Origin of the sequence: Terracoccus luteus (genome assembly GCF_003635045.1) — a bacterium.
In the GTDB taxonomy this organism is placed as follows: Bacteria; Actinomycetota; Actinomycetes; order Actinomycetales; family Dermatophilaceae; genus Terracoccus; species Terracoccus luteus.
In genome coordinates this window covers 2528780-2547939 of the sequence record NZ_RBXT01000001.1, presented here as the reverse complement: position 1 = coordinate 2547939, position 19160 = coordinate 2528780, and the positions used below count along the sequence as shown (strand labels likewise).

17 protein-coding genes are annotated in these 19160 nt (G+C 73.9%); 13 read left to right on the top strand and 4 right to left on the bottom strand.

The window, feature by feature from the left end; translation table 11 throughout:
* Positions 1-112 precede the first annotated feature (112 nt).
* From DFJ68_RS11545 to DFJ68_RS11530, 4 genes are all read right to left on the bottom strand, one after another.
* Positions 113-1519 carry a class II fumarate hydratase gene (locus tag DFJ68_RS11545; RefSeq protein ID WP_121033347.1) on the bottom strand — a complete coding sequence of 469 codons (1407 nt, stop codon included), beginning with the start codon at positions 1517-1519 and terminating at the stop codon, positions 113-115.
* Between the two features lie 199 nt (positions 1520-1718).
* Positions 1719-2714, bottom strand: a complete 996-nt coding sequence (gene rarD, locus DFJ68_RS11540; protein WP_121035313.1) for an EamA family transporter RarD — start codon at positions 2712-2714, stop codon at positions 1719-1721.
* Positions 2711-3784, bottom strand: coding sequence for a 2-oxoacid:ferredoxin oxidoreductase subunit beta (locus tag DFJ68_RS11535; protein WP_121033345.1), 1074 nt, complete (start codon positions 3782-3784; stop codon positions 2711-2713). Before DFJ68_RS11535 ends, rarD begins: the two co-directional genes overlap by 4 nt.
* Positions 3781-5655, bottom strand: a complete 1875-nt coding sequence (locus DFJ68_RS11530; protein WP_121033343.1) for a 2-oxoacid:acceptor oxidoreductase subunit alpha — start codon at positions 5653-5655, stop codon at positions 3781-3783. The genes DFJ68_RS11535 and DFJ68_RS11530 overlap by 4 nt, the downstream gene beginning before the upstream one ends.
* Positions 5656-5868: 213 nt before the next feature.
* Here DFJ68_RS11530 and DFJ68_RS11525 point away from each other — a divergent pair, with 213 nt between their 5' ends.
* The 13 genes from DFJ68_RS11525 to pepN all read left to right on the top strand — a co-directional run bounded on the left by DFJ68_RS11525 (position 5869) and on the right by pepN (position 19129).
* Complete coding sequence (locus tag DFJ68_RS11525) at positions 5869-6051, top strand: hypothetical protein (protein ID WP_121033341.1); 183 nt, start codon at positions 5869-5871, stop codon at positions 6049-6051.
* A gap of 116 nt (positions 6052-6167) precedes the next feature.
* Positions 6168-6527, top strand: a complete 360-nt coding sequence (locus DFJ68_RS11520) for an NADH-quinone oxidoreductase subunit A (protein WP_121033339.1) — start codon at positions 6168-6170, stop codon at positions 6525-6527.
* The gene (locus tag DFJ68_RS11515; protein ID WP_420823659.1) at positions 6527-7186 is read left to right on the top strand and encodes an NADH-quinone oxidoreductase subunit B; all 660 of its coding nucleotides are present in this window, start codon (positions 6527-6529) and stop codon (positions 7184-7186) included. The genes DFJ68_RS11520 and DFJ68_RS11515 overlap by 1 nt, the downstream gene beginning before the upstream one ends.
* The gene (locus tag DFJ68_RS11510) at positions 7183-7707 is read left to right on the top strand and encodes an NADH-quinone oxidoreductase subunit C (RefSeq protein ID WP_121033337.1); all 525 of its coding nucleotides are present in this window, start codon (positions 7183-7185) and stop codon (positions 7705-7707) included. The genes DFJ68_RS11515 and DFJ68_RS11510 overlap by 4 nt, the downstream gene beginning before the upstream one ends.
* A 95-nt stretch (positions 7708-7802) precedes the next feature.
* The gene (gene nuoH / locus DFJ68_RS11505) at positions 7803-8765 is read left to right on the top strand and encodes an NADH-quinone oxidoreductase subunit NuoH (protein WP_211333481.1); all 963 of its coding nucleotides are present in this window, start codon (positions 7803-7805) and stop codon (positions 8763-8765) included.
* A gap of 31 nt (positions 8766-8796) precedes the next feature.
* Entirely contained in the window at positions 8797-9561 is a 765-nt protein-coding gene (locus DFJ68_RS11500) for a NuoI/complex I 23 kDa subunit family protein (protein ID WP_121033335.1), read from the top strand.
* Positions 9558-10082: an NADH-quinone oxidoreductase subunit J family protein gene (locus DFJ68_RS11495; RefSeq protein WP_121033333.1), complete on the top strand. Its 525-nt coding sequence runs from the start codon at positions 9558-9560 to the stop codon at positions 10080-10082. The genes DFJ68_RS11500 and DFJ68_RS11495 overlap by 4 nt, the downstream gene beginning before the upstream one ends.
* The gene (gene nuoK, locus DFJ68_RS11490; protein WP_121035310.1) at positions 10082-10498 is read left to right on the top strand and encodes an NADH-quinone oxidoreductase subunit NuoK; all 417 of its coding nucleotides are present in this window, start codon (positions 10082-10084) and stop codon (positions 10496-10498) included. The genes DFJ68_RS11495 and nuoK overlap by 1 nt, the downstream gene beginning before the upstream one ends.
* Positions 10495-12384, top strand: a complete 1890-nt coding sequence (locus DFJ68_RS11485) for an NADH-quinone oxidoreductase subunit 5 family protein (protein WP_121033331.1) — start codon at positions 10495-10497, stop codon at positions 12382-12384. The genes nuoK and DFJ68_RS11485 overlap by 4 nt, the downstream gene beginning before the upstream one ends.
* Complete coding sequence (locus tag DFJ68_RS11480) at positions 12375-13901, top strand: complex I subunit 4 family protein (RefSeq protein WP_121033329.1); 1527 nt, start codon at positions 12375-12377, stop codon at positions 13899-13901. The genes DFJ68_RS11485 and DFJ68_RS11480 overlap by 10 nt, the downstream gene beginning before the upstream one ends.
* Positions 13898-15508 carry an NADH-quinone oxidoreductase subunit N gene (locus DFJ68_RS11475; protein ID WP_121033327.1) on the top strand — a complete coding sequence of 537 codons (1611 nt, stop codon included), beginning with the start codon at positions 13898-13900 and terminating at the stop codon, positions 15506-15508. The genes DFJ68_RS11480 and DFJ68_RS11475 overlap by 4 nt, the downstream gene beginning before the upstream one ends.
* Positions 15509-15711: 203 nt before the next feature.
* Positions 15712-16587: a zinc metalloprotease HtpX gene (htpX, locus tag DFJ68_RS11470; protein ID WP_121033325.1), complete on the top strand. Its 876-nt coding sequence runs from the start codon at positions 15712-15714 to the stop codon at positions 16585-16587.
* A gap of 46 nt (positions 16588-16633) precedes the next feature.
* A complete protein-coding gene (gene pepN, locus DFJ68_RS11465; protein ID WP_121033323.1) occupies positions 16634-19129 on the top strand; it encodes an aminopeptidase N in 2496 nt (831 codons plus the stop codon).
* Positions 19130-19160 lie beyond the last annotated feature (31 nt).

Here is a 19160-nt window from a genome sequence, read left to right as displayed (position 1 = left end):
GCCGGCGCACGATCGGCGTGAGGCACCCACCCACGTGGCGTCGCTCCCGGGTCAGGAGGCGCGGAGCGCACTCTCGACATGGCCCGGTACGGGACGGATGGGCGCCCTCCCGTCAGCGCTGCGGCGGGCGCGTCATCGACAGGACGTCGAGAGCCTCGTCGAGCTGGGCCTCGGTGAGCGCGCCCCTCTCGACGTGCCCCTGCTCGAGCACGACCTCACGGATGGTCCGCCGCTGCGCGACCGCCTGCTTGACGACCTTGGCCGCCGCCTCGTAGCCGATGTACCGGTTGAGCGGCGTGACGATGCTGGGCGAGCTCTCCGCCAGCTCGCGCGCGTGGTCGACCTCGGCCGTGATGCCGTCGACGCAGCGGTCCGCGAGCAGCCGGGCGCACGCGGCGAGCAGGGTGGCCGACTCGAGCACGTTCCGGGCGAGCACCGGCAGCATGACGTTGAGCTCGAAGTTGCCGGCGGCCCCCGCCACGGTGACCGTGGTGTCGTTGCCGATGACCTGGGCGCACGCCATGAGCGTCGCCTCCGGCACGACGGGGTTGACCTTGCCCGGCATGATGCTCGAGCCGGGCTGCAGGTCGGGCAGGTGGATCTCCCCGAGACCCGTCCTTGGCCCCGAGCTCATCCACCGCAGGTCGTTGCAGATTTTCGTCAGCCCCACCGCGACGACCTTGAACGCTCCCGACAGCTCGACCACTGCGTCCTGCGTCGACTGCGCCTCGAAGTGGTCGGCCGCCTCGCGGAAGTCGACCCCCGTCGTCTCAGCCACCTTCGCGATGACGGATGCCGCGAAGCCGGGTGCCGCGTTCAGCCCGGTCCCGGCGGCGGTGCCCCCGAGCGGCAGCTCCTTCGTCGCCTCGGCCGCGGCCCGTACCCGGGCGGCGCCGAGCTCGACCTGGCGGCGGTAGCCGCCGAACTCCTGGCCGAGGGTCACCGGCACGGCATCCATGAGGTGGGTGCGACCGGCCTTGACGACGTCGGCGAACTCCTCCTGCTTGCGCGCCAGCGAGGCCGCGAGGTGGTCGAGAGCCGGGGCGAGGTCGTCGAGGGCGGCGAGGGTGGCGGCGATGCGCAGCGCGCTGGGGAAGGTGTCGTTGCTCGACTGACCGGCGTTGACGTGGTCGTTGGGGTGCACCGCCAGCCCCGACCGCAGGTGCGCGAGCCGCGAGACGACCTCGTTGACGTTCATGTTCGTCGAGGTGCCCGACCCGGTCTGGAAGACGTCGACGGGGAACTCGCCGTCGTGCTCGCCCGCGGCCACCTCGGAGGCCGCGCGCTCCACGGCATCCGCGACGGGGCTCTCGAGCACCCCGAGGTCGGCGTTGACGCGGGCGGCGGCGGCCTTGAGCTGGGCCAGCGCGCGCACGACGCCCGGCGGCACGGGCCGGCCGCTGATCGGGAAGTTCTCGACCGCGCGGGCGGTCTGTGCGCCCCAGAGGGCGTCGGCGGGGACCTGCACCTCGCCCATCGAGTCGTGCTCGGTGCGGTAGGTGCTCGCGTCGTCGCTCATGCCCTCATCATCCCCCTGCCTCGGCCGACTCGAACGAGTCGTTGGATGCCGAACACCGCCTTGCGGGCCGAACGCGGCCGTATACCGGCGCGTTCGACCTCCAGCAGCGCGTTCGACGTCGAACGGTTGGTTCGAGGAGGCGGGCCGGGCGGTGGCGGCGGGTGGCGCAGGGCGGGGTGAGGGAGGCCGAAGGCGGCGGTCAGCGGGGGCAGTCGTCGACCGGCAGGGCGGCGGCCCGGCGGCTCCGGCCCACGGCCACCAGCGAGTCGACCGTCAGCACGACGAGCGCGACCCAGACGATGCCGAACCCGACCCAGCGCTCGGCGGGCATGTGCTCGCCGAGCAGCAGCACGGCGCAGAGCAGCTGCATGACCGGGGTGATGAACTGGATGAGCCCGATCGTCACGAGCGGGATGCGGCGGGCGGCGGCGGCGAAGCACAGCAGCGGCAGCGCCGTGGCCACCCCCGAGAACACGAGCAGCCCCGTGTGGAGTGCTCCGTGGCGGCCGAACTCGAGCCCGCCCTGGGCGTGCACGACGAGCAGCGTGACGACGGCGACGGGGGCGAGCACGACGGTCTCGACGGTGAGGCCGTGCACCGCCTCGAGCGAGGCGCCGATCTTCTTCTTCGTCAGGCCGTAGAGGGCGAACGAGAACGCCAGCGTCAAAGCGACGACCGGCACCTGGCCGCCGGCGACCGCGAGGAAGACCGCCGCGCTGACACCCACCCCGACGGCCACCCACTGCAGCACCCGCAGCCGCTCGCCGAGCACGACGACCCCGAGGGCCACCGTGACGAGGGGGTTGAGGAAGTAGCCGAGGGCCGCGTCGCTCGTGTTTCCCGACGTCACCGCCGCGACGTAGACGGTCCAGTTGACGGCGATGAGCACGGCGGCGACGGCGATGCCGGCCAGCAGCTTGGGCCGGTGCAGCAGCGGTCGCACCCACGACACGTCGCGCATGACGGCGAGCACGACGACGCAGAAGAGCAGAGTCCAGAGGATGCGGTGGGCGAGGATCTCCCACGCCCCCGCCGGGCGCAGCGCGTCGAAGTAGAGCGGGAACAGGCCCCAGAGGCCGTAGGCGGCGAAGCCGAGCACCGTGCCGCGGGTCACCTCACCGGTGGGGGAGGTGTCGAGGATGCCGGTGGGCGCGGCCGTCGGTCGCGGCCCGGGGCTGGCGGCGCCGCTCGTCACGCCCCCACGGTCCACGTGTCGCGACCGGCGAGCAGGGCGTCGATGTCGGCGTCGGTGACCTCGCCGGTGCGCGACGCCGTGATCTGCTCGCGCAGCCCGTCGTCGTAGGTCGGCCGGGCGACGCTGCGGAAGACGCCCATCGGCACGTGGCCGAGGTCGGGCGAGTCGAGGCGCGAAAGAGCGAACGCCGCCGACGGGTCGTCGGCGGCCGGGTCGTGCACGACGACGCGGGCCGGGTCGGCATCCGCCTCGGGCACGAACGCGAGCGAGCCGTCGTCGCTGCGCACCACGACGTTCTCACCGGCGCCGACCCGCTCGCCGGGGGCGAGGTGCAGGATGCGGGCGGCGGCCTCGGTGCGGTCCTTGAGGACGTCGAAGACGCCGTCGTTGAAGATCGGGCAGTTCTGGTAGATCTCGACGAGGGCCGACCCGCGGTGCTCGGCGGCGGCGCGCAGCACCGACGTGAGGTGGGCCCGGTCGGAGTCCATCGTGCGGGCGACGAACGTCGCCTCGGCCCCGAGGGCGAGCGACACCGGGTTGAACGGCCGGTCGACCGAGCCGAGGGGCGAGCTCTTCGTCACCTGGCCGACGTGCGAGGTCGGGGAGTACTGGCCCTTCGTCAGGCCGTAGATCTCGTTGTTGAAGAGCAGGATCTTGAGGTTGACGTTGCGACGCAGCGCGTGGATGAGGTGGTTGCCGCCGATCGAGAGGGCGTCGCCGTCGCCGGTGACGACCCAGACCGAGAGGTCCTCGCGGCTCGCCGCCAGGCCCGTCGCGATGGCCGGCGCGCGTCCGTGGATCGAGTGCATGCCGTACGTGTCGAGGTAGTACGGGAAGCGCGAGCTGCAGCCGATGCCGGAGACGAAGACGACGTTCTCGCGCTTGAGGCCCAGCTCGGGCAGGAAGCCCTGCACCGCGGCGAGGATGGCGTAGTCACCACAGCCGGGGCACCAGCGCACCTCCTGGTCGGAGGTGAAGTCGCGCTTGCCGAGGCTGACGCCCTCGGGGAGGCGTGGGACGCCGTCGGTGCCGGCCGCGAGCGTGCGAGGCAGTCCGAGGTCGGTGGTCACGATGCCAGCTCCTTGACCGACGTCGTGATGGCGTCGGCGAGATCGGTTGAGGTGAAAGGCAGCCCGCGCACCGAGGTGTACGACTGCACGTCGACGAGGTACTTCGCGCGCAGCAGCAGGGCGAGCTGGCCGAGGTTCATCTCCGGCACGATGACGCGGCGGTAGCGCCGCATCACCTCGCCGGTGTTCGCCGGGAACGGGTTGAGGTGGCGCAGGTGCGCCTGGGCCACCCGCACCCCGGTGTTGCGGGCGAGGCGCACGGCCGCCGCGACGGGCCCGTAGGTCGAGCCCCACCCGAGCACGAGCAGCTCGGCGTCACCGGTCGGGTCGTCGACCGCGAGCGGGTCGATGCTCGAGGCGATCCCGTCGATCTTGGCCTGCCGCAGCCGTGTCATGCGGTCGTGGTTGTCGGGGTCGTAGCTGATGTTGCCGGTGACGTCGGCCTTCTCGATGCCGCCGACGCGGTGCTCGAGCCCGGGGGTGCCGGGCACGGCCCACGGGCGCGCCAGCGTCTCCGGGTCGCGCAGGTACGGGTGGAAGACCGGCTGGCCCTTGGCGTCGACGCCGTTCGGCTCGCTCGCGAACTCCACCGCGATGTCGGGCAGCTCGGCCGTGCGCGGCAGGCGCCACGGCTCGGAGCCGTTGGCGAGGTAGCCGTCGCTCAGCACGATGACCGGCGTGCGGTAGGTCGTCGCGATGCGCACCGCCTCGACGGCGATGTCGAAGCAGTCGGCCGGCGTCGACGGCGCCACGACCGCGACCGGCGACTCGCCGTTGCGACCGAACAGCGCCTGCAGCAGGTCGGCCTGCTCGGTCTTGGTCGGCAGGCCGGTCGAGGGCCCGCCGCGCTGGATGTCGCACACGACGAGCGGCAGCTCGAGCGAGACGGCCAGGCCGATCGTCTCGGCCTTGAGGGCGAGGCCGGGGCCCGACGTCGTCGTGACCCCGAGCGCACCGCCGAAGCTGGCCCCGAGCGCGGCGCCGACGCCGGCGATCTCGTCCTCCGCCTGCATCGTGGCGACGCCGTAGCGCTTGAGGCCGGCCAGCGTGTGGAGGATGTCGGATGCCGGGGTGATCGGGTAGCTGCCGAGGAACAGCGCCAGCCCGGCCCGGTGCGCGGCGGCGACGAGCCCGAGGGACAGGGCGGTGTTGCCGGTGACGTTGCGGTACGTGCCGGGGGCCATGGTGGCCGGGGCGATCTCGTACGAGACGGAGAAGTCCTCGGTCGTCTCGCCGTAGTTGTAGCCCGCGCGCAGGGCCGCGAGGTTGGCCTCGAGGATGTCGGGCTTGTCGGCGAACTTACCCTTGAGGAAGGCCTCGGTGCCCTCGGTGGGGCGGGTGTAGAGCCACGAGAGCAGGCCGAGCGCGAACATGTTCTTCGCGCGCTCCTTCTCCTTGCGGGTCAGGTCGGTGAAGGCGGCGAGGGCCTCGACGGCGATGGAGGTCAGGGCCACTGGGTGCACGTGGTAGCTCTCGAGCGAGCCGTCGTCGAGGGGGCTGACGGTGTAGCCGACCTTCGCGAGGTTGCGCTTGGTGAACTCGTCGGTGTTGACGATGACCGTCGCGCCGCGGGGCAGGTCACGCAGGTTGGCCTTGAGGGCGGCCGGGTTCATCGCCACGAGCACGTCGGGGGCGTCGCCGGGGGTGAGCACGTCGTGGTCGGCGAAGTGCAGCTGGAAGCTCGAGACGCCGGGCAGGGTGCCCTGGGGGGCGCGGATCTCCGCCGGGAAGTTCGGCAGCGTCGACAGGTCGTTGCCGAGCAGCGCCGTCTCGGAGGTGAACCGGTCGCCGGTGAGCTGCATGCCGTCACCGGAGTCACCGGCGAACCGGATGACCACGCGGTCGAGCTTCTGGACCAGTTTGCTGCTCATGCTCTGCGTCGTCCTCGAACTTCCTGCGGCTCTCGGGCGCGGGGAGTGGCCCCCATCGCCTCGTCCATGCTAGTTCGTGATCGAAACCGTCTCGGGCGCTCCATCACCTTCTGGACAGGCCAGCGTCCCGGTCGGCCCGGGCATTCCCGCCCGGCCCCGAGCCGCTGTCCCCGCTGCGTGAGAGGGTGGGAGAAACCGACGAAGGAGACACCGATGTCCGACCCGTCCACCCCCACCGGCCCGAGCGACCAGCAGACCGACCAGCAGAGCGACCAGCCGGGCGCCGACGACCTGCCCGAGCCCCTGCAGGAGGGCGACGGCGACGGCATCGAGCTGACCACCGGCGAGCCCAACACGTTCGAGCCGGAGGAGGACCCCGACGCCGCCGACGCCTGACGTCCGGTGACCACAGGCCCGCCCGCTGACCGCACCCGCCCGCCCGGCGGCACCACCCGGCATCCGCCGCCGGTCGCGGGGCCACCGGCGGGCCCGCTCTGGTTAGGCTGACCGCCATGTCCGGCTACCTCGCAGTCGCAGCGGTGCTCGCAGCCGGGGTGCTCCTGTTCGTCGCCGCCATGGGGGCGCGCCGTCTGCTCGCGCCTCGGGCGCCGAGCGCGGCCAAGGCGAGCACCTACGAGTCGGGGGTCGACCCGGTCGGCGAGGGCTGGGCGCAGACGAAGGTGCGCTACTTCGTCTTCTCCTTCCTCTACGTCATCTTCGCCGTCGACGCGATCTACCTCTTCCCGTGGGCCCTCGTGCTGCGCTCGCCCGAGATCGGGCGGTCCAGCCTCGTCGAGATGTTCGTCTTCATCGCCGTCATCGTGCTGGGCCTGGCCCACGCCGCCCGGCGCGGCCTGCTGAGGTGGGTCTGATGGCCACGGGTACCGGCAGCACCGGCGGGCCGGGCGGCACCGGCGGGCCGGTCGGGCTGCCGCTGCCGACGATCCGTCCGGTCGAGCACCCCGACGCCGCGATGGGGGTGCTGGGCGCCCACGCCCCGAAGCCCGTCAAGGTGGTGCTCAACTGGGGTCGGCGGTACTCGCTCTGGGTCTTCAACTTCGGGCTGGCCTGCTGCGCCATCGAGTTCATCGCCGCCTCGATGGGCCGCCACGACTTCATGCGCCTCGGGGTCATCCCCTTCGCGCCCGGTCCGCGCCAGGCCGACCTCATGGTCGTCTCGGGCACGGTGACCGACAAGATGGCGCCGGCCATCCGCCGCCTCTACGACCAGATGCCCGAGCCGAAGTACGTCGTCAGCTTCGGGGCCTGCTCGAACTCCGGCGGGCCCTACTGGGACAGCTACTCCGTCACCAAGGGCGTCGACCAGATCGTCCCCGTCGACGTCTACGTGCCCGGCTGCCCGCCGCGGCCGGAGGCCCTGCTGCACGGCATCCTGCGCCTGCAGCAGCAGATCGCCGACGAGCGGCTCTCGGCGGGCACCCTGCGCGGGCGCTACGCGGGCACGCGGGTCGGCAGCAGCGGCGACGTGCGCCGGCCCCTGCTGCGCCGCCCGCGGGACAGCGACCGATGAGGGTCACCGACGTGCGCGACGTGCCGCTCGGCGAGTGGGTCGCGACCGCCGTCGCGCTGCGAGAGGAGGGCTACGCCTTCTTCGACTGGCTCACCGCCGTCGACGAGACCGATGCCGAGCAGGACCCCGGCCTCGACGTCGTGTGCCACCTGGTCGACGTGCGCCCCGACACCCCGCTCACGTCGGTGCTGCTGCGCACGCGCGTGCCCGACGGCGTCGCGGTGGCCTCGCTGACGGGCACCTTCGCGGGCGCCGCCTGGCACGAGCGCGAGACGCACGAGATGTTCGGCCTCCCCTTCGACGGCTTCGACGACGGCACGGATGCCGGCCTGCGCCCGCTGCTGCTCCCTGACGGTTTCGAGGGCACCCCCCTGCGCAAGACGTTCGTGCTCGCCGCCCGTGCCTCGAAGCCGTGGCCGGGCGCCAAGGAGCCGGGTGAGGGCCACGAGAGCGCCCGGGCGCCCGGTCGGCGCCGGGTCCAGGCACCCGGCGTGCCGCCGCCGGAGTGGGGCCCCCGGTGACGCCTGCGCTCGACCTGCCCTTCGACATCAGCGTCAGCTGGCCCTTCGACTGGAGCCTCGGCTGGCCCGACTGGCTGTCGTGGCCCGATGCGGTCGTGCTGCCGACGTGGCTCGAGGTCGTCCTGCGGGCCGTGGCCGTGCTGCTCGCCTTCCTCGTGCTGCCCCTGCTCGTCGGCCAGACGGAGCACAAGGTCATGGCCCACATGCAGGGCCGGCTCGGGCCGATGTACGCGGGTGGCTTCCACGGCTGGGCGCAGCTCGTCGCCGACGGGGTCAAGTTCGTGCAGAAGGAGGACATCACCCCGGCCCGGGCCGACCGGTGGGTCTTCCGGCTCGCCCCGGCGGTGGCGCTCGTGCCCTACCTCGTCGCGCTCGCGGCCATCCCGCTGTCGCCGTCGGTCGTCGGGGCCCCGGTCGACGCCGGGGTCGTGCTCGTGCTCGCCGTCATCGGGGTCGGCGTCATCGGCACCCTCATGGCCGGGTGGGCCTCGGCCAACAAGTACTCGCTGCTCGGGGCGATGCGCGCCGCCGCCCAGCTCGTCTCGTACGAGCTGCCGCTCGTGCTGGCCGTCGCCTCGGTCGCGCTCGCCGCAGGCACGCTGTCGCTCGTCGGCATCGCCGAGGCGTGGAGCCCGTGGTGGCTGCTCTGGCAGCTGCCGGGGGCGGTCGTCTTCCTCGTCGCGGCGCTGGCCGAGCTGCAGCGACCGCCGTTCGACATGCCGCTCGCCGACTCCGAGATCGTCTTCGGCGCCGTCACCGAGTACACCGGCCTGCGCTTCGCCTTCTTCCTGCTCGCCGAGTACGCCGGCATCGTCGTCTTCTCGCTCCTCTTCGCCGTGCTCTACCTCGGCGGGTGGGCCGGGCCGCTCGAGAGCTGGCTCGGCTGGCTCTGGACGCTGCTCAAGGGCTTCGTCGTCGCGGTCGTCGTCATCTGGCTGCGGGTGTCGTGGCCGCGCCTGCGCGAGGACCAGCTGCAGCGGCTCGCCTGGGTCTGGCTCGTCCCGATCGCCCTGTTCCAGCTCGCCCTGACCGCCGTGGGAGTGGTGATGACGTCATGACCGGCACCGACGCCCGAGGGGGTGGCGCCGCATGAGCGAGCGCGACGGCATCCTGCCCGGCCTGGTGAGGGGCCTCGCGACGACCGCGAGGTCGCTCACCCGGCACACCCACACCGCGGAGTACCCCGACGTCAGCCCCGCGCTGCCGCCGCGGTCGCGCGGCGTCATCGCGCTGACCGAGGAGAACTGCACCTCGTGCATGCTCTGCGCGCGCGAGTGCCCCGACTGGTGCATCTACATCGACTCGCACAAGGAGGAGCTGCCCCCCACGACCCCGGGCGGGCGCGCCCGCCAGCGCAACATGCTCGACCGCTTCGCCATCGACTTCTCGCTCTGCATGTACTGCGGCATCTGCATCGAGGTGTGCCCCTTCGACGCGCTGCACTGGAGCCCCGAGTTCGAGTACGCCGAGGTCGACATCCGCGACCTGCTGCACGAGCGCGACCGGCTCGGCGCGTGGATGGCGACCGTTCCGCCGCCGCCCGCCCTCGACCCGGGCAGCGCCGTGCCCGCCGAGGTGACGGCCGCGGCCAAGCCGAAGCGCCCCGCCCCGGCAGGGGCCGCTCCGGCCGCCCGCGCCCGCCCTGCCCGCCCTGCCCGCACTGAGGGGGGCGGGACTCCCGCGCGACCGCCGCGACCCCGCCGTGAGGCGCCGACGCGCGAGCTACCGGTGACGCCGCCGGTGGATGCGACCCAGGTCATCCCGGTCACCCCGCCCGCGCCGGAGGCCGGGCCCGGGACGCCGGATGCCGGTGGGCCGGCCCCGCGGCTGCAGCCGGGGGAGGGTGGGGAGTGACGACCCGCGACATCGTCTTCGTCGTCGTCGGGGCGATCACGGCCGGCTCGGCGCTGCTCGCCGTCTCGACCCGGCACCTCGTGCACGCGGCGCTCTGGCTGCTCGTCTGCCTCGGCTCGCTGGCCGGGTGCTACGTCGTGCTCGGCCAGGAGCTCGTCGGCCTCGTGCAGCTGCTCGTCTACGTCGGGGCGATCGTCGTGCTCGTGCTCTTCGCGCTCATGCTGACGCGAGCCCCGATCGGGGCGAACCGCGACATCAGCACCCCCGTGTGGCAGCGGGTGGTCGCGGTGCTGCTCGGCGGCGCGACGACCTCGCTCCTCGCCGCCGCCCTCGTGCCCGCGCTCGCCGACGTCCGGGTCGACGCCGACCGCCCGACGACGGGGACGCCCGAGATCGCCGCCGCGGTCTTCGGCTCGTGGGTCTGGCCGTTCGAGCTGCTCTCGGTGCTGCTGCTCGTCGCCCTCGTCGGGTCGTTCGCCGTCTCGCGGCTCGTGCTGCGCCCGGGCGGTGACCGCCCGTGATGCACCTGCACTACCCGGCCGCGCTCGCCGCCCTGCTCGCCGGCATCGGGCTCTACGGCGTGCTGGCCCGCCGCAACGCCGTGCTCGTGCTCATCGGCGTCGAGCTCGTCCTCAACGCCGCGAACCTGCTGCTCGTCACGGTCGGCTCGCAGCCCGGGTCGCCCCTCGCGACCGGGCCCGTGCTCACCCTGTTCGTCATCACCGTCGCCGCCGCCGAGGTGTGTATCGCCCTGGCCATCGTGCTCGTCATGTTCCGGCGGTTCGGGCACGTCGACCTCACCGCCGTCCCCGACCTCGGCGACGACCACGGCGACGACGACGACCGCGACGACCATGACGACGCGCGCGACGGGGCCGGGGCCGTGACGCCGGCCGCGCCCGCTTCGCCCACCGCTGCGACGGGGGCCCGCCCGTGACGTGGGTCGTGCGCCTCCTCGTCCTGCTGCCCGCGCTCGCGGGCCTCGCGGGCCTGCTCGCCGGCCGGTCGCACACCCCCGCCCGCGCGCTCGCGGTCGGCACGGCATCCGCCGTCGTGCTACTCGCGATCGTGCAGTGGGTGTCGCCGGTGGGCGCGGCCGACCTCGACAGCACGGGGCCCCTGCCCGCCGGCGAGCTGTCGCTGCCGCTGCACCTGCTGAGCGACGACCTCGCCGCGCTCGTGTCGCTCGTCGTCGCCGTCGTCGTGCTCGCCATCCAGGTCTTCACCGTCTGGTACCTGCGCGACGACCCCCGGTACGCCCGGTTCGCCGCCACCGTGTCGCTCTTCGCCGCGGGGATGCTGCTCGTCGTGCAGTCGGCCGACCTCGTGCTCGTGCTCGTCGGGTGGGAGGTCATGGGCTGGTGCTCGTGGCTGCTCATCGGGCACGACAGCGAGCGGCCCGCCGCCCGCCGCGCCGCCTACAAGGCCTTCGTCGTCACGCGGGTCGCCGACATCGGCATGGTCGTCGGGCTCGTCGCGCTCGCGGTCCGCGCCGGAAGCACCGACCTCACCACCGTGCTCGCGGCCACGACGCCGGATGCCGCCCTCACCGTCGGTCTCGTCGGCGTCGTCGTCGGGGTGGCCGGCAAGAGCGGTCTCGTCCCGTTCCACGACTGGCTGCCCGACGCGATGGAGGGCCCGACACCGGCCTCGGCCCTCATCCACGCCGCCACGATGGTCGCCGCCGGCAGCTACCTCGTCGCCCGGCTGCTGCCGCTGCTCGCCGTCGACGACGCGGCCCGCACGGTGCTCGCCCTGCTCGCCGCCGTGACGATGGTCTGGGCCGCCCTGCTCGCCTGCGCGCAGGCCGACCTCAAGCGCCTGCTCGCGTACTCGACCCTCAGCCAGGTCGCCATCATGCTCGGCGCCCTCGCCACGACCCCCGCCGCGATCGGGCCGGTGGCGGGCGTCTCGCACCTCGTCGGCCACGCCTTCTTCAAGGCCCTGCTCTTCCTCGGCGCCGGCTGGCTGGCGGCGCTGCTCGGGGCGACGGCCCTCACCGCGCTGCGGGGTGGGCTGCGCGGTCGTGGCGCGCTGCGCTGGGCGATGGCGATCGGCCTCGCCTCGCTCGCCGGGGTGCCGCCGTTCGTCGGCTTCCTCACCAAGGATACCGCCGTCGACGCCGCCCTCGAGGGTGCGCTCGACGGCGTCACCGGTGCCGGCGGCGCCGCGGCGTGGCTCGTCGTCGTGGCCCTGCTCGTCACCGTCGCCCTCACCGCCTTCTACTGCACCCGCGCGTGGCTGCTGCTCGACACCCCGGTGGCCGAGCAGGAGAGCCCGGCCGCCGACGATCTCCCGCCCCAGCCGCTCGCGGTCGGGGAGCCCGGGGCGCTCGCGGCGCACGGCGAGCACCGACCCATCACGCTTCCGGCCGCGCTCGCGGTCTGCGTCCTCGCCGTGCTGACGGTGCTGGGGTCGCTGCTGCTGCCGCGCGTCGACGGCATCCACCTCGGCGTGGTCTCGGCGCTGCTCTCGCTCGCGCTCGTCGCCCTCGGCGGGTGGGCCGCCTTCACGGCCGCCCGGCGCGGGCAGCGCGACGCGGCCGAGGTGCTCCCGACCTCGACGCGTGAGCGCGCCGTCAGCGGCTTCGGCGCGGATGCCGGGTACGCCGCGGTCGGTCGCGCCGTCACCGCCGTGGCCCGGGTCGTCGTGACGCTCGACCGCGACGTCGTCGACGCCTACCCGCGCGCGGCCGCCGTCGCCGTGCGCCAGGCCGGCCGGCTCGCCGAGCGCGGCCACCGGGCCGTGCCGGGGCGGGCCCTGCTCGGGGTCGTCGTCGGCATCGTCGCCGTCGCCCTGCTGGGGGTGACGGCGTGGCGGTGACCCTGCTGCTGCTCGTGCCGCTGCTCACCGCGGTCGCGCTGCTCGCCCTCCCGGCATCCGTCGACGGAGGTCGTGACGGCCTCACCGGCGCCGGTCGGGGCGTCGGTCTCGCGGCCCTCGTCGCCACCGCCGTCACGGCGCTGCTGGCCGTCGTCGTCGTGGCGGGGTCGATGAGCGTCGACCTGCCGTGGATCCGGGCCCTGGGCGTGCGCTGGCACTTCGCCGTCGACGGGCTGTCGGCCGCGCTCGTGCTGCTCACCGCCCTGCTCACGGTGGCCGTCGTCGTGCACGCGCTCGCCGGCCGCACCCCACCCGGCGGGTCGCGGGCCACCTACCTCGGCTGCATCGTGCTCGTCGAGACCGGGGCGCTCGCCACCTTCCTCGCCCGCGACGCGCTGCTCTTCTTCGTCGCCTTCGAGATCGTGCTCGTGCCGATGTGGGTGCTCGTGCGCCGGTTCGGCGACGAGCACGTGCCCGACGAGCGGCGCGCCGACGCCGCGGGCCGGTTCGTGCTCTTCACCGCCTTCGGCTCGACCCTCATGCTCGTCGGCGTCCTCGTGCTCGTGAACGCCGCCGGCACGAGCGACCTCGACGCCCTCGCGGCGCGGGCCGGCGCGCTCGAGTCGGGCACCCAGCTGACGGCCGCCGCCCTGCTGCTCGCCGGCCTCGCCGTCAAGGTGCCGGTGTGGCCCCTGCACACGTGGCTGCCGAGCGCGCACACCATCGCCCCGACCGCCGGTTCGGTGCTGCTCGCCGCCGTGCTGCTCAAGATGGGCACCTACGGCATCGTGCGGCTGCCGGTCGCGTCGGCGCCCGACGGGGTGGCCACCCTCAGCCCGGCGCTCGCGCTGCTCGGCGTGGCCGGCATCCTCTGGGGAGGCCTGGCCTGCCTCGTCGAGCGTGACCTCAAGCGGCTCGTCGCGTACAGCTCGGTCGCGCACATGGGCTTCGTCGTGCTCGCGGTCGCGTCGGGGAGCGAGACCGGCCTGCAGGCCGCGCTCTTCGGCAACATCGCCCACGGCATCGTGTCGGCGCTGCTCTTCCTCGTCGTGGGCGACCTCAAGGAGCGGTGGGGGAGCGCCGACCTCGGCACCGCCCGGGCGGCACTGCGCGACAAGGCACCCCGCCTCGGGCTGGCGCTCGTCGTCGGCCTGGCCGCGGCCCTCGGGCTGCCCGGGCTCGTCACCTTCTGGGGCGAGTGGCTCGCCCTCTACGCGGCGTGGTCACCGGCCCCGGACCGCCCCGTCGGCCTGCTGCGGTCCTGCGTCGTGGCCGGCGCCGTCGGCCTGGCCCTCGCCGCCGCCTACAGCCTGCGCGTCGCGCGCATCGTGTGGGCGGGCGAGGGCGGCGACGCGGCCGAGGGTGACGCCGCCGAGCCGGTACCCGACTCGCGGGGTTGGCAGTGGGGCGTGCTCGTCACGCTGCTCGTCGCCACGGTCGGCCTGGGCGTGGCCCCCCACCTGCTGCTCGGCATCTCGGCGCAGGACGTCACGACGCTGCTGGGGGTTGGCCGGTGACCGGCGGACTCGTCATCGACGTCGGCGCACTGTGGCCGGCGCTCTTCCCCCTGCTCGGGGTCGTCGCGGTGCTCGTCGCCGACCTCGTCTCGCCCCGGCTGCGTGAAACGCCGTTCGTCATCGCGGCCGTCGCGGCCGGGTTCGGCGCGTGGACCTGCCTGCCCGGGGTGCTGCAGACCTCCGGCGAGGTGCGCACGAGCTTCTGCCTGCCGTCGGGGTGGACGGTGCCGGCCGCCTCGGGGTCGGGCGAGGCGGTAGGCGCCGCGGCCGCCGCGGGCAACTGCCTCTGGCAGGCCGACTCGCTGTCGAGCGCGCTGCAGCTCGCCGCCAACCTCTCGGCCCTCGTCGTGCTGCTGCTCGCCTGGCCGGGCCGTCGCGCCCGGGCGACCGACCCCGGGACGACGGCGCTTTCGACGCCCTCGCCGACGAGCGAGCCGGTGCAGGCGGTGCTGCTGCTCGCGGCGCTCTCGGGCACCGTCGTCGTCGCGGCGGCCCGTGACATCGCCACGTGGCTCGTGGCGCTCGAGCTGGCCACGCTGCCCGTCATCGCCCTCGTCGCGCTGTCGGGCGGTCGGCGGGCCGTGGCCGGTGCGGTGCAGCTGCTCGTCACCTCGCTCGTCTCCTTCGCCCTGCTCGCGCTCGGCGCGGCGCTGTGGTTCGCCGCGACCGGCAGCCCGTTCCTCTCGGGTGCGGCCGCGCTCGGCGCCCAGGGCGCCGGCGTCGCGACCGGCGGGGTGGCGAACGCGGCCCTGCTGTCGCTCTCGGTCGTGCTCGTCGTCGCCGGCCTCGGGTTCAAGCTCTCGCTCGTGCCCTTCCACGCCTGGACGCCGACCGCCTACTCCGGCTCGAGCCTGCCCGTGGCGGCCTTCCTCGCCACCGTGTCGAAGATCGGGGCGCTCGCCGGGCTGCTCGTCTTCCTGCGCGCGGTGGCCGCCCTCGGCACGCCGGGCCTCGTCGTCGTCGCGGTCGTCGCGGCGCTCAGCATGACCCTCGGCAACGTCATGGCCCTGCGGCAGGACGACGTCGTGCTCCTGCTCGCGTGGTCGACGGTCGCGCAGGCCGGCTGGGTCGTGCTGCCGCTCGTCAGCGTGTCGGCGCTGGGCACGTCGGCCTCGGCCACCTACCTGCTCACCTACGTCGTCGCCACGCTCGTCGCGTTCGCCGTCGTCGCCCTGCGGGCCCGCGAGGTCGGGGTCGCCGCCCGTCGCCTCGACGCCTACGAGGGCCTGTGGCGTCGCACCGCCTGGCGGGCGGGCGCGCTCGGCCTCGCCCTGACCTCCCTCGCCGGCCTCCCGCCCGGCATCGTCGGGCTCGTCGGCAAGGTCGTCGCCCTGCGCCCGGTCGTCGCCGAGGGTTGGACCTGGCTCACCGTGGTCGCCGCCGCCAACGCGGTGCTCGGCGTCGCCGTCTACCTGCGGTGGCTGCGTCCGGTCGTCACCTCGGTCGACACGCCGGATGCCGGTCGGTCGGCCCCCACGGTCGCCGTGGCGTCCCGGTGGGGCGGGCCCGGTCGCCGCGGTCCGCTCGTGGCCGCGCTCGTGCTCACGGTGGCGGTGCTCTTCGTCGTCAGCGTGCAGCCGGACCTGCTCTTCGGCCTGCTCGGCTGACGGTCCCTGTTCGGGCCAGGGCCCGGTGCCGGACGGCGATCGCGGCCCGGGCCGTCCCTTTCCGGGCCGTGGCGCCGTCCCCGACGGGGCGCAGACCGCGCGCTCACCACCAGCCCGGCCACCCGGCATCCTGCCCCCTCGCCCGTGCGACCCGGCTGGACGACGGCTGGGAACAGGCGCCAGTGGTCACTCGTTCAACCGGCATGCACAAGCACTTCAACGGGCTCAAGACCGCTGCGCTCTTCGGCGGCATCTGGGCCCTGCTGCTCGCGCTGGGTGCGCTCATCGGCAATGGCAGGTTCATCTGGCTCTTCGCCCTCATCGGTGTCGCGACGACCGCCTACGGCTACTGGAACAGCGACAAGCTCGCCATCCGTGCGATGCACGCCTACCCGGTGAGCGAGGCGCAGGCGCCCGCGATGTACCGCATCGTGCGTGAGCTCTCGACGGCCGCCGGCAAGCCCATGCCGCGCCTCTACATCTCGCCGACCCAGGCGCCCAACGCCTTCGCCACCGGTCGCAACCCGAAGAACGCGGCGGTCTGCTGCACCGAGGGCATCCTCCAGCTGCTCGACGAGCGCGAGCTGCGCGGTGTGCTCGGCCACGAGCTCATGCACGTCTACAACCGCGACATCCTCACCAGCTCGGTGGCGGCCGCGATCGCCGGTGTCATCACCTCGGTCGGCCAGATGCTCATGTTCACGAGCATGTTCGGCGGCGGCAACTCGGACGAGGACCGCCCCAACCCCCTCGCCCTGCTCGCCATGTCGCTGCTCGCGCCCTTCGCGGCGATGATGATCCAGATGGCCATCAGCCGCACCCGCGAGTACGACGCCGACGAGGACGGCGCGAAGCTGACCGGCGACCCGCTCGCCCTCGCCTCGGCCCTGCGCAAGCTCGAGTCGGGCGTCGCCCGCGCGCCCCTCGCGCCGCAGCGCCAGATCGTCAACGCGAGCCACATGATGATCGCCAACCCGTTCCGGGCCAAGGACGTCTCGCGCGCCTTCTCGACCCACCCGCCGATGGACCAGCGCATCGCCCGCCTCGAGAACATGGCCGGCGGCCCGCAGCGGTACTGACCGGCCTGACCCGCGCTCCCGCGTCGGCATCTGGCAGGCTCGCCCCATGCCGAGTCTCACGCTGGCCGAGGCGCGCGAACGCGCCGACCTCGTCACCGTCACGTCGTACGCCGTCGACCTCGACCTCGACCGGGGGGTCGAGGTCTTCGGGTCCCGTTCCGTCGTGCGCTTCACGTGCACGACGCCGGGGGCCCGGACGTGGGTCGACGTGCACGCGCGCACCGTCACCTCGGCCACCCTCAACGGCCGGGCCCTGGATGCCGGTGACCTCGTCGACGGTCGCCTGCCCCTGCCCGACGTGGCGGGCGAGAACGAGCTCGTCGTCGAGGCCGTCATGGCCTACAGCCACGACGGGCAGGGCCTGCACCGCGCGACGGACCCCGCCGACGGGCTCGACTACGTGTACGGCCACCTCTTCCTCGACGCGGCGCCGAGCGTCTACGCCTGCTTCGACCAGCCCGACCTCAAGGCGCCGTACGAGCTGACCGTCCTCGCCCCCGAGGAGTGGGTCGTCCTCGGCAACGGCGCCGCCACCCGTGAGGCCCCCGGTCGCTGGAGGCTGGCGGCGACCCTCCCGCTCGCCACGTACTTCGTCACGGTGTGCGCCGGGCCCTACGTGTCCGTCACCGCCGAGCACGACGGCATCCCGCTCGGTCTGCACGCCCGGGCGTCGCTGCGCGAGCCACTCGAGCGGCACGCCCCCGAGATGCTCGAGGTCACCCGCCAGTCGTTCGACTACTTCCACGACCTCTTCGGCATCCGCTACCCCTTCGGGGAGTACCACCAGGTCTTCGTGCCGGAGTTCAACGCCGGCGCGATGGAGAACCCCGGCTGCGTCGTGCTGCGTGACCAGTACCTCTTCCGCGGGGCGGCCACCCGCGACGAGCTGCTCGGGCGGGCCAACACGATCTCGCACGAGCTGTCGCACATGTGGTTCGGCGACCTCGTGACGATGCAGTGGTGGGACGACCTGTGGCTCAACGAGTCGTTCGCCGAGTACATGTCGCACCGCTGCCTCGTCGACGCCACCCGGTACACCGACGCCTGGGTCGACAGCTCGATCGTGCGCAAGGTGTGGGGCTACGGGGCCGAGCGCTCGCCGTCGACCCACCCGGTCGCCGGGGTGGAGGCCCTCGACGCCCAGAGCGCGCTGCAGAACTTCGACGGCATCTCGTACGCCAAGGGCGCCGCGACGCTGCGCCAGCTCATCTCCTTCGTCGGCGACGACGCCTTCATCGCCGGGGTGCGCGACTACCTCTCGCGGCTCGCCTACGGCAACGGCACGCTCGCCAACTTCCTCGGCGCGATCGAGCGGGCGAGCGGACGCTCGCTCGAGCAGTGGTCGCGCGCCTGGCTGCTCACCGCCGACCGCGACACCCTGTCGGTGCGGCTGACCGAGCAGGGCGGCGTCGTCTCGGATGCCGTCGTGCTGCGTGAGACACCGCAGCGCCACCCCGCCGACCGTCCCCACGCCTTCGACGTCGCCGGCTGGACCGACGGCGAGCAGCGGCTCGGGCTGTCGCTGACCGTCACCGACGCCGAGACGCCGGTGCCCGCCCTCGTCGGCAACCCCGCCCCGGCGGTCGTCGTGCCCAACGCCGCCGACCTCACGTGGGCCCGGATCCGTCTGTCGGACAGCACGATCGACGCACTGCCGGCCCAGCTCGCCTCGGTGCCGGACGCCCAGGCCCGCGCCGTCGTCTGGTCGGCGCTGCTCGACGGCGTGCACGGTGCGACGGTCTCGCCCGACACCTTCCTCGAGGTGTTCCACGCCTCGTGGCCGCACGAGACCAACCCGTCGCTGCTGACCCGCGTGGCCTCGTACGCCGAGCACCGCATCGTGCCGTGGTTCGTCCCGCGTGAGCGACAGGCGGGCGTGCGGTCGGCCCTGGCCGAGAGCGGTCGTACGGTGCTGGAGCAGGCACCGGCCGGTCAGACCGCGTCCCTCGCCGCCGCGCGGCTCGTGGCCGGGACGAGCGACGACGAGTCGCTGCTGCGGGCCTGGGCCTCGGGCCACGACCTGCCGGAGGGCCTGTCCGACGACGGCGACTTCCGCTGGATCGTCGTGCGCAACCTCGCGGGCCGGGGCCTGCTCGACGACGAGGGCATCGAGCAGTTCCGCTCGCGCGACGACACGCTGCAGGGCTCTCTCAACGCCCTGCTGTGCCGGGCCAGCCGGCCGGACGCCGACGCCAAGGCGTGGGCCTGGGAGCAGCTGACCGGCCGTCACGGGCGCAGCAACTACGAGATGGTGCACCTCGCCCGCGGCTTCTGGCAGGCCCCCGACGACGACCTCGTCGCCGCCTACGTGCCCCGCTACTTCGACGACGTCCCCGCGATGGCGGGCTGGGTCGGCGAGGACGCCCTGTCGCGGGTCGTCGAGTCGGCCTTCCCGGTCGTCTTCAGTGACGCTACGGCGCGCCTCAGCGCCGCTGCCCTCGAGCGCACCGACCTCTCGCCCGGGGTCCGGCGACCGCTCGTCGACTGCGACTCCGAGCTGCGCGAGGTGCTGGCCTCGCGTCGCGCCTTCGCGGGGTCGTGAGCCGGGGCGGACCACCGGCGACGAGGCGCCC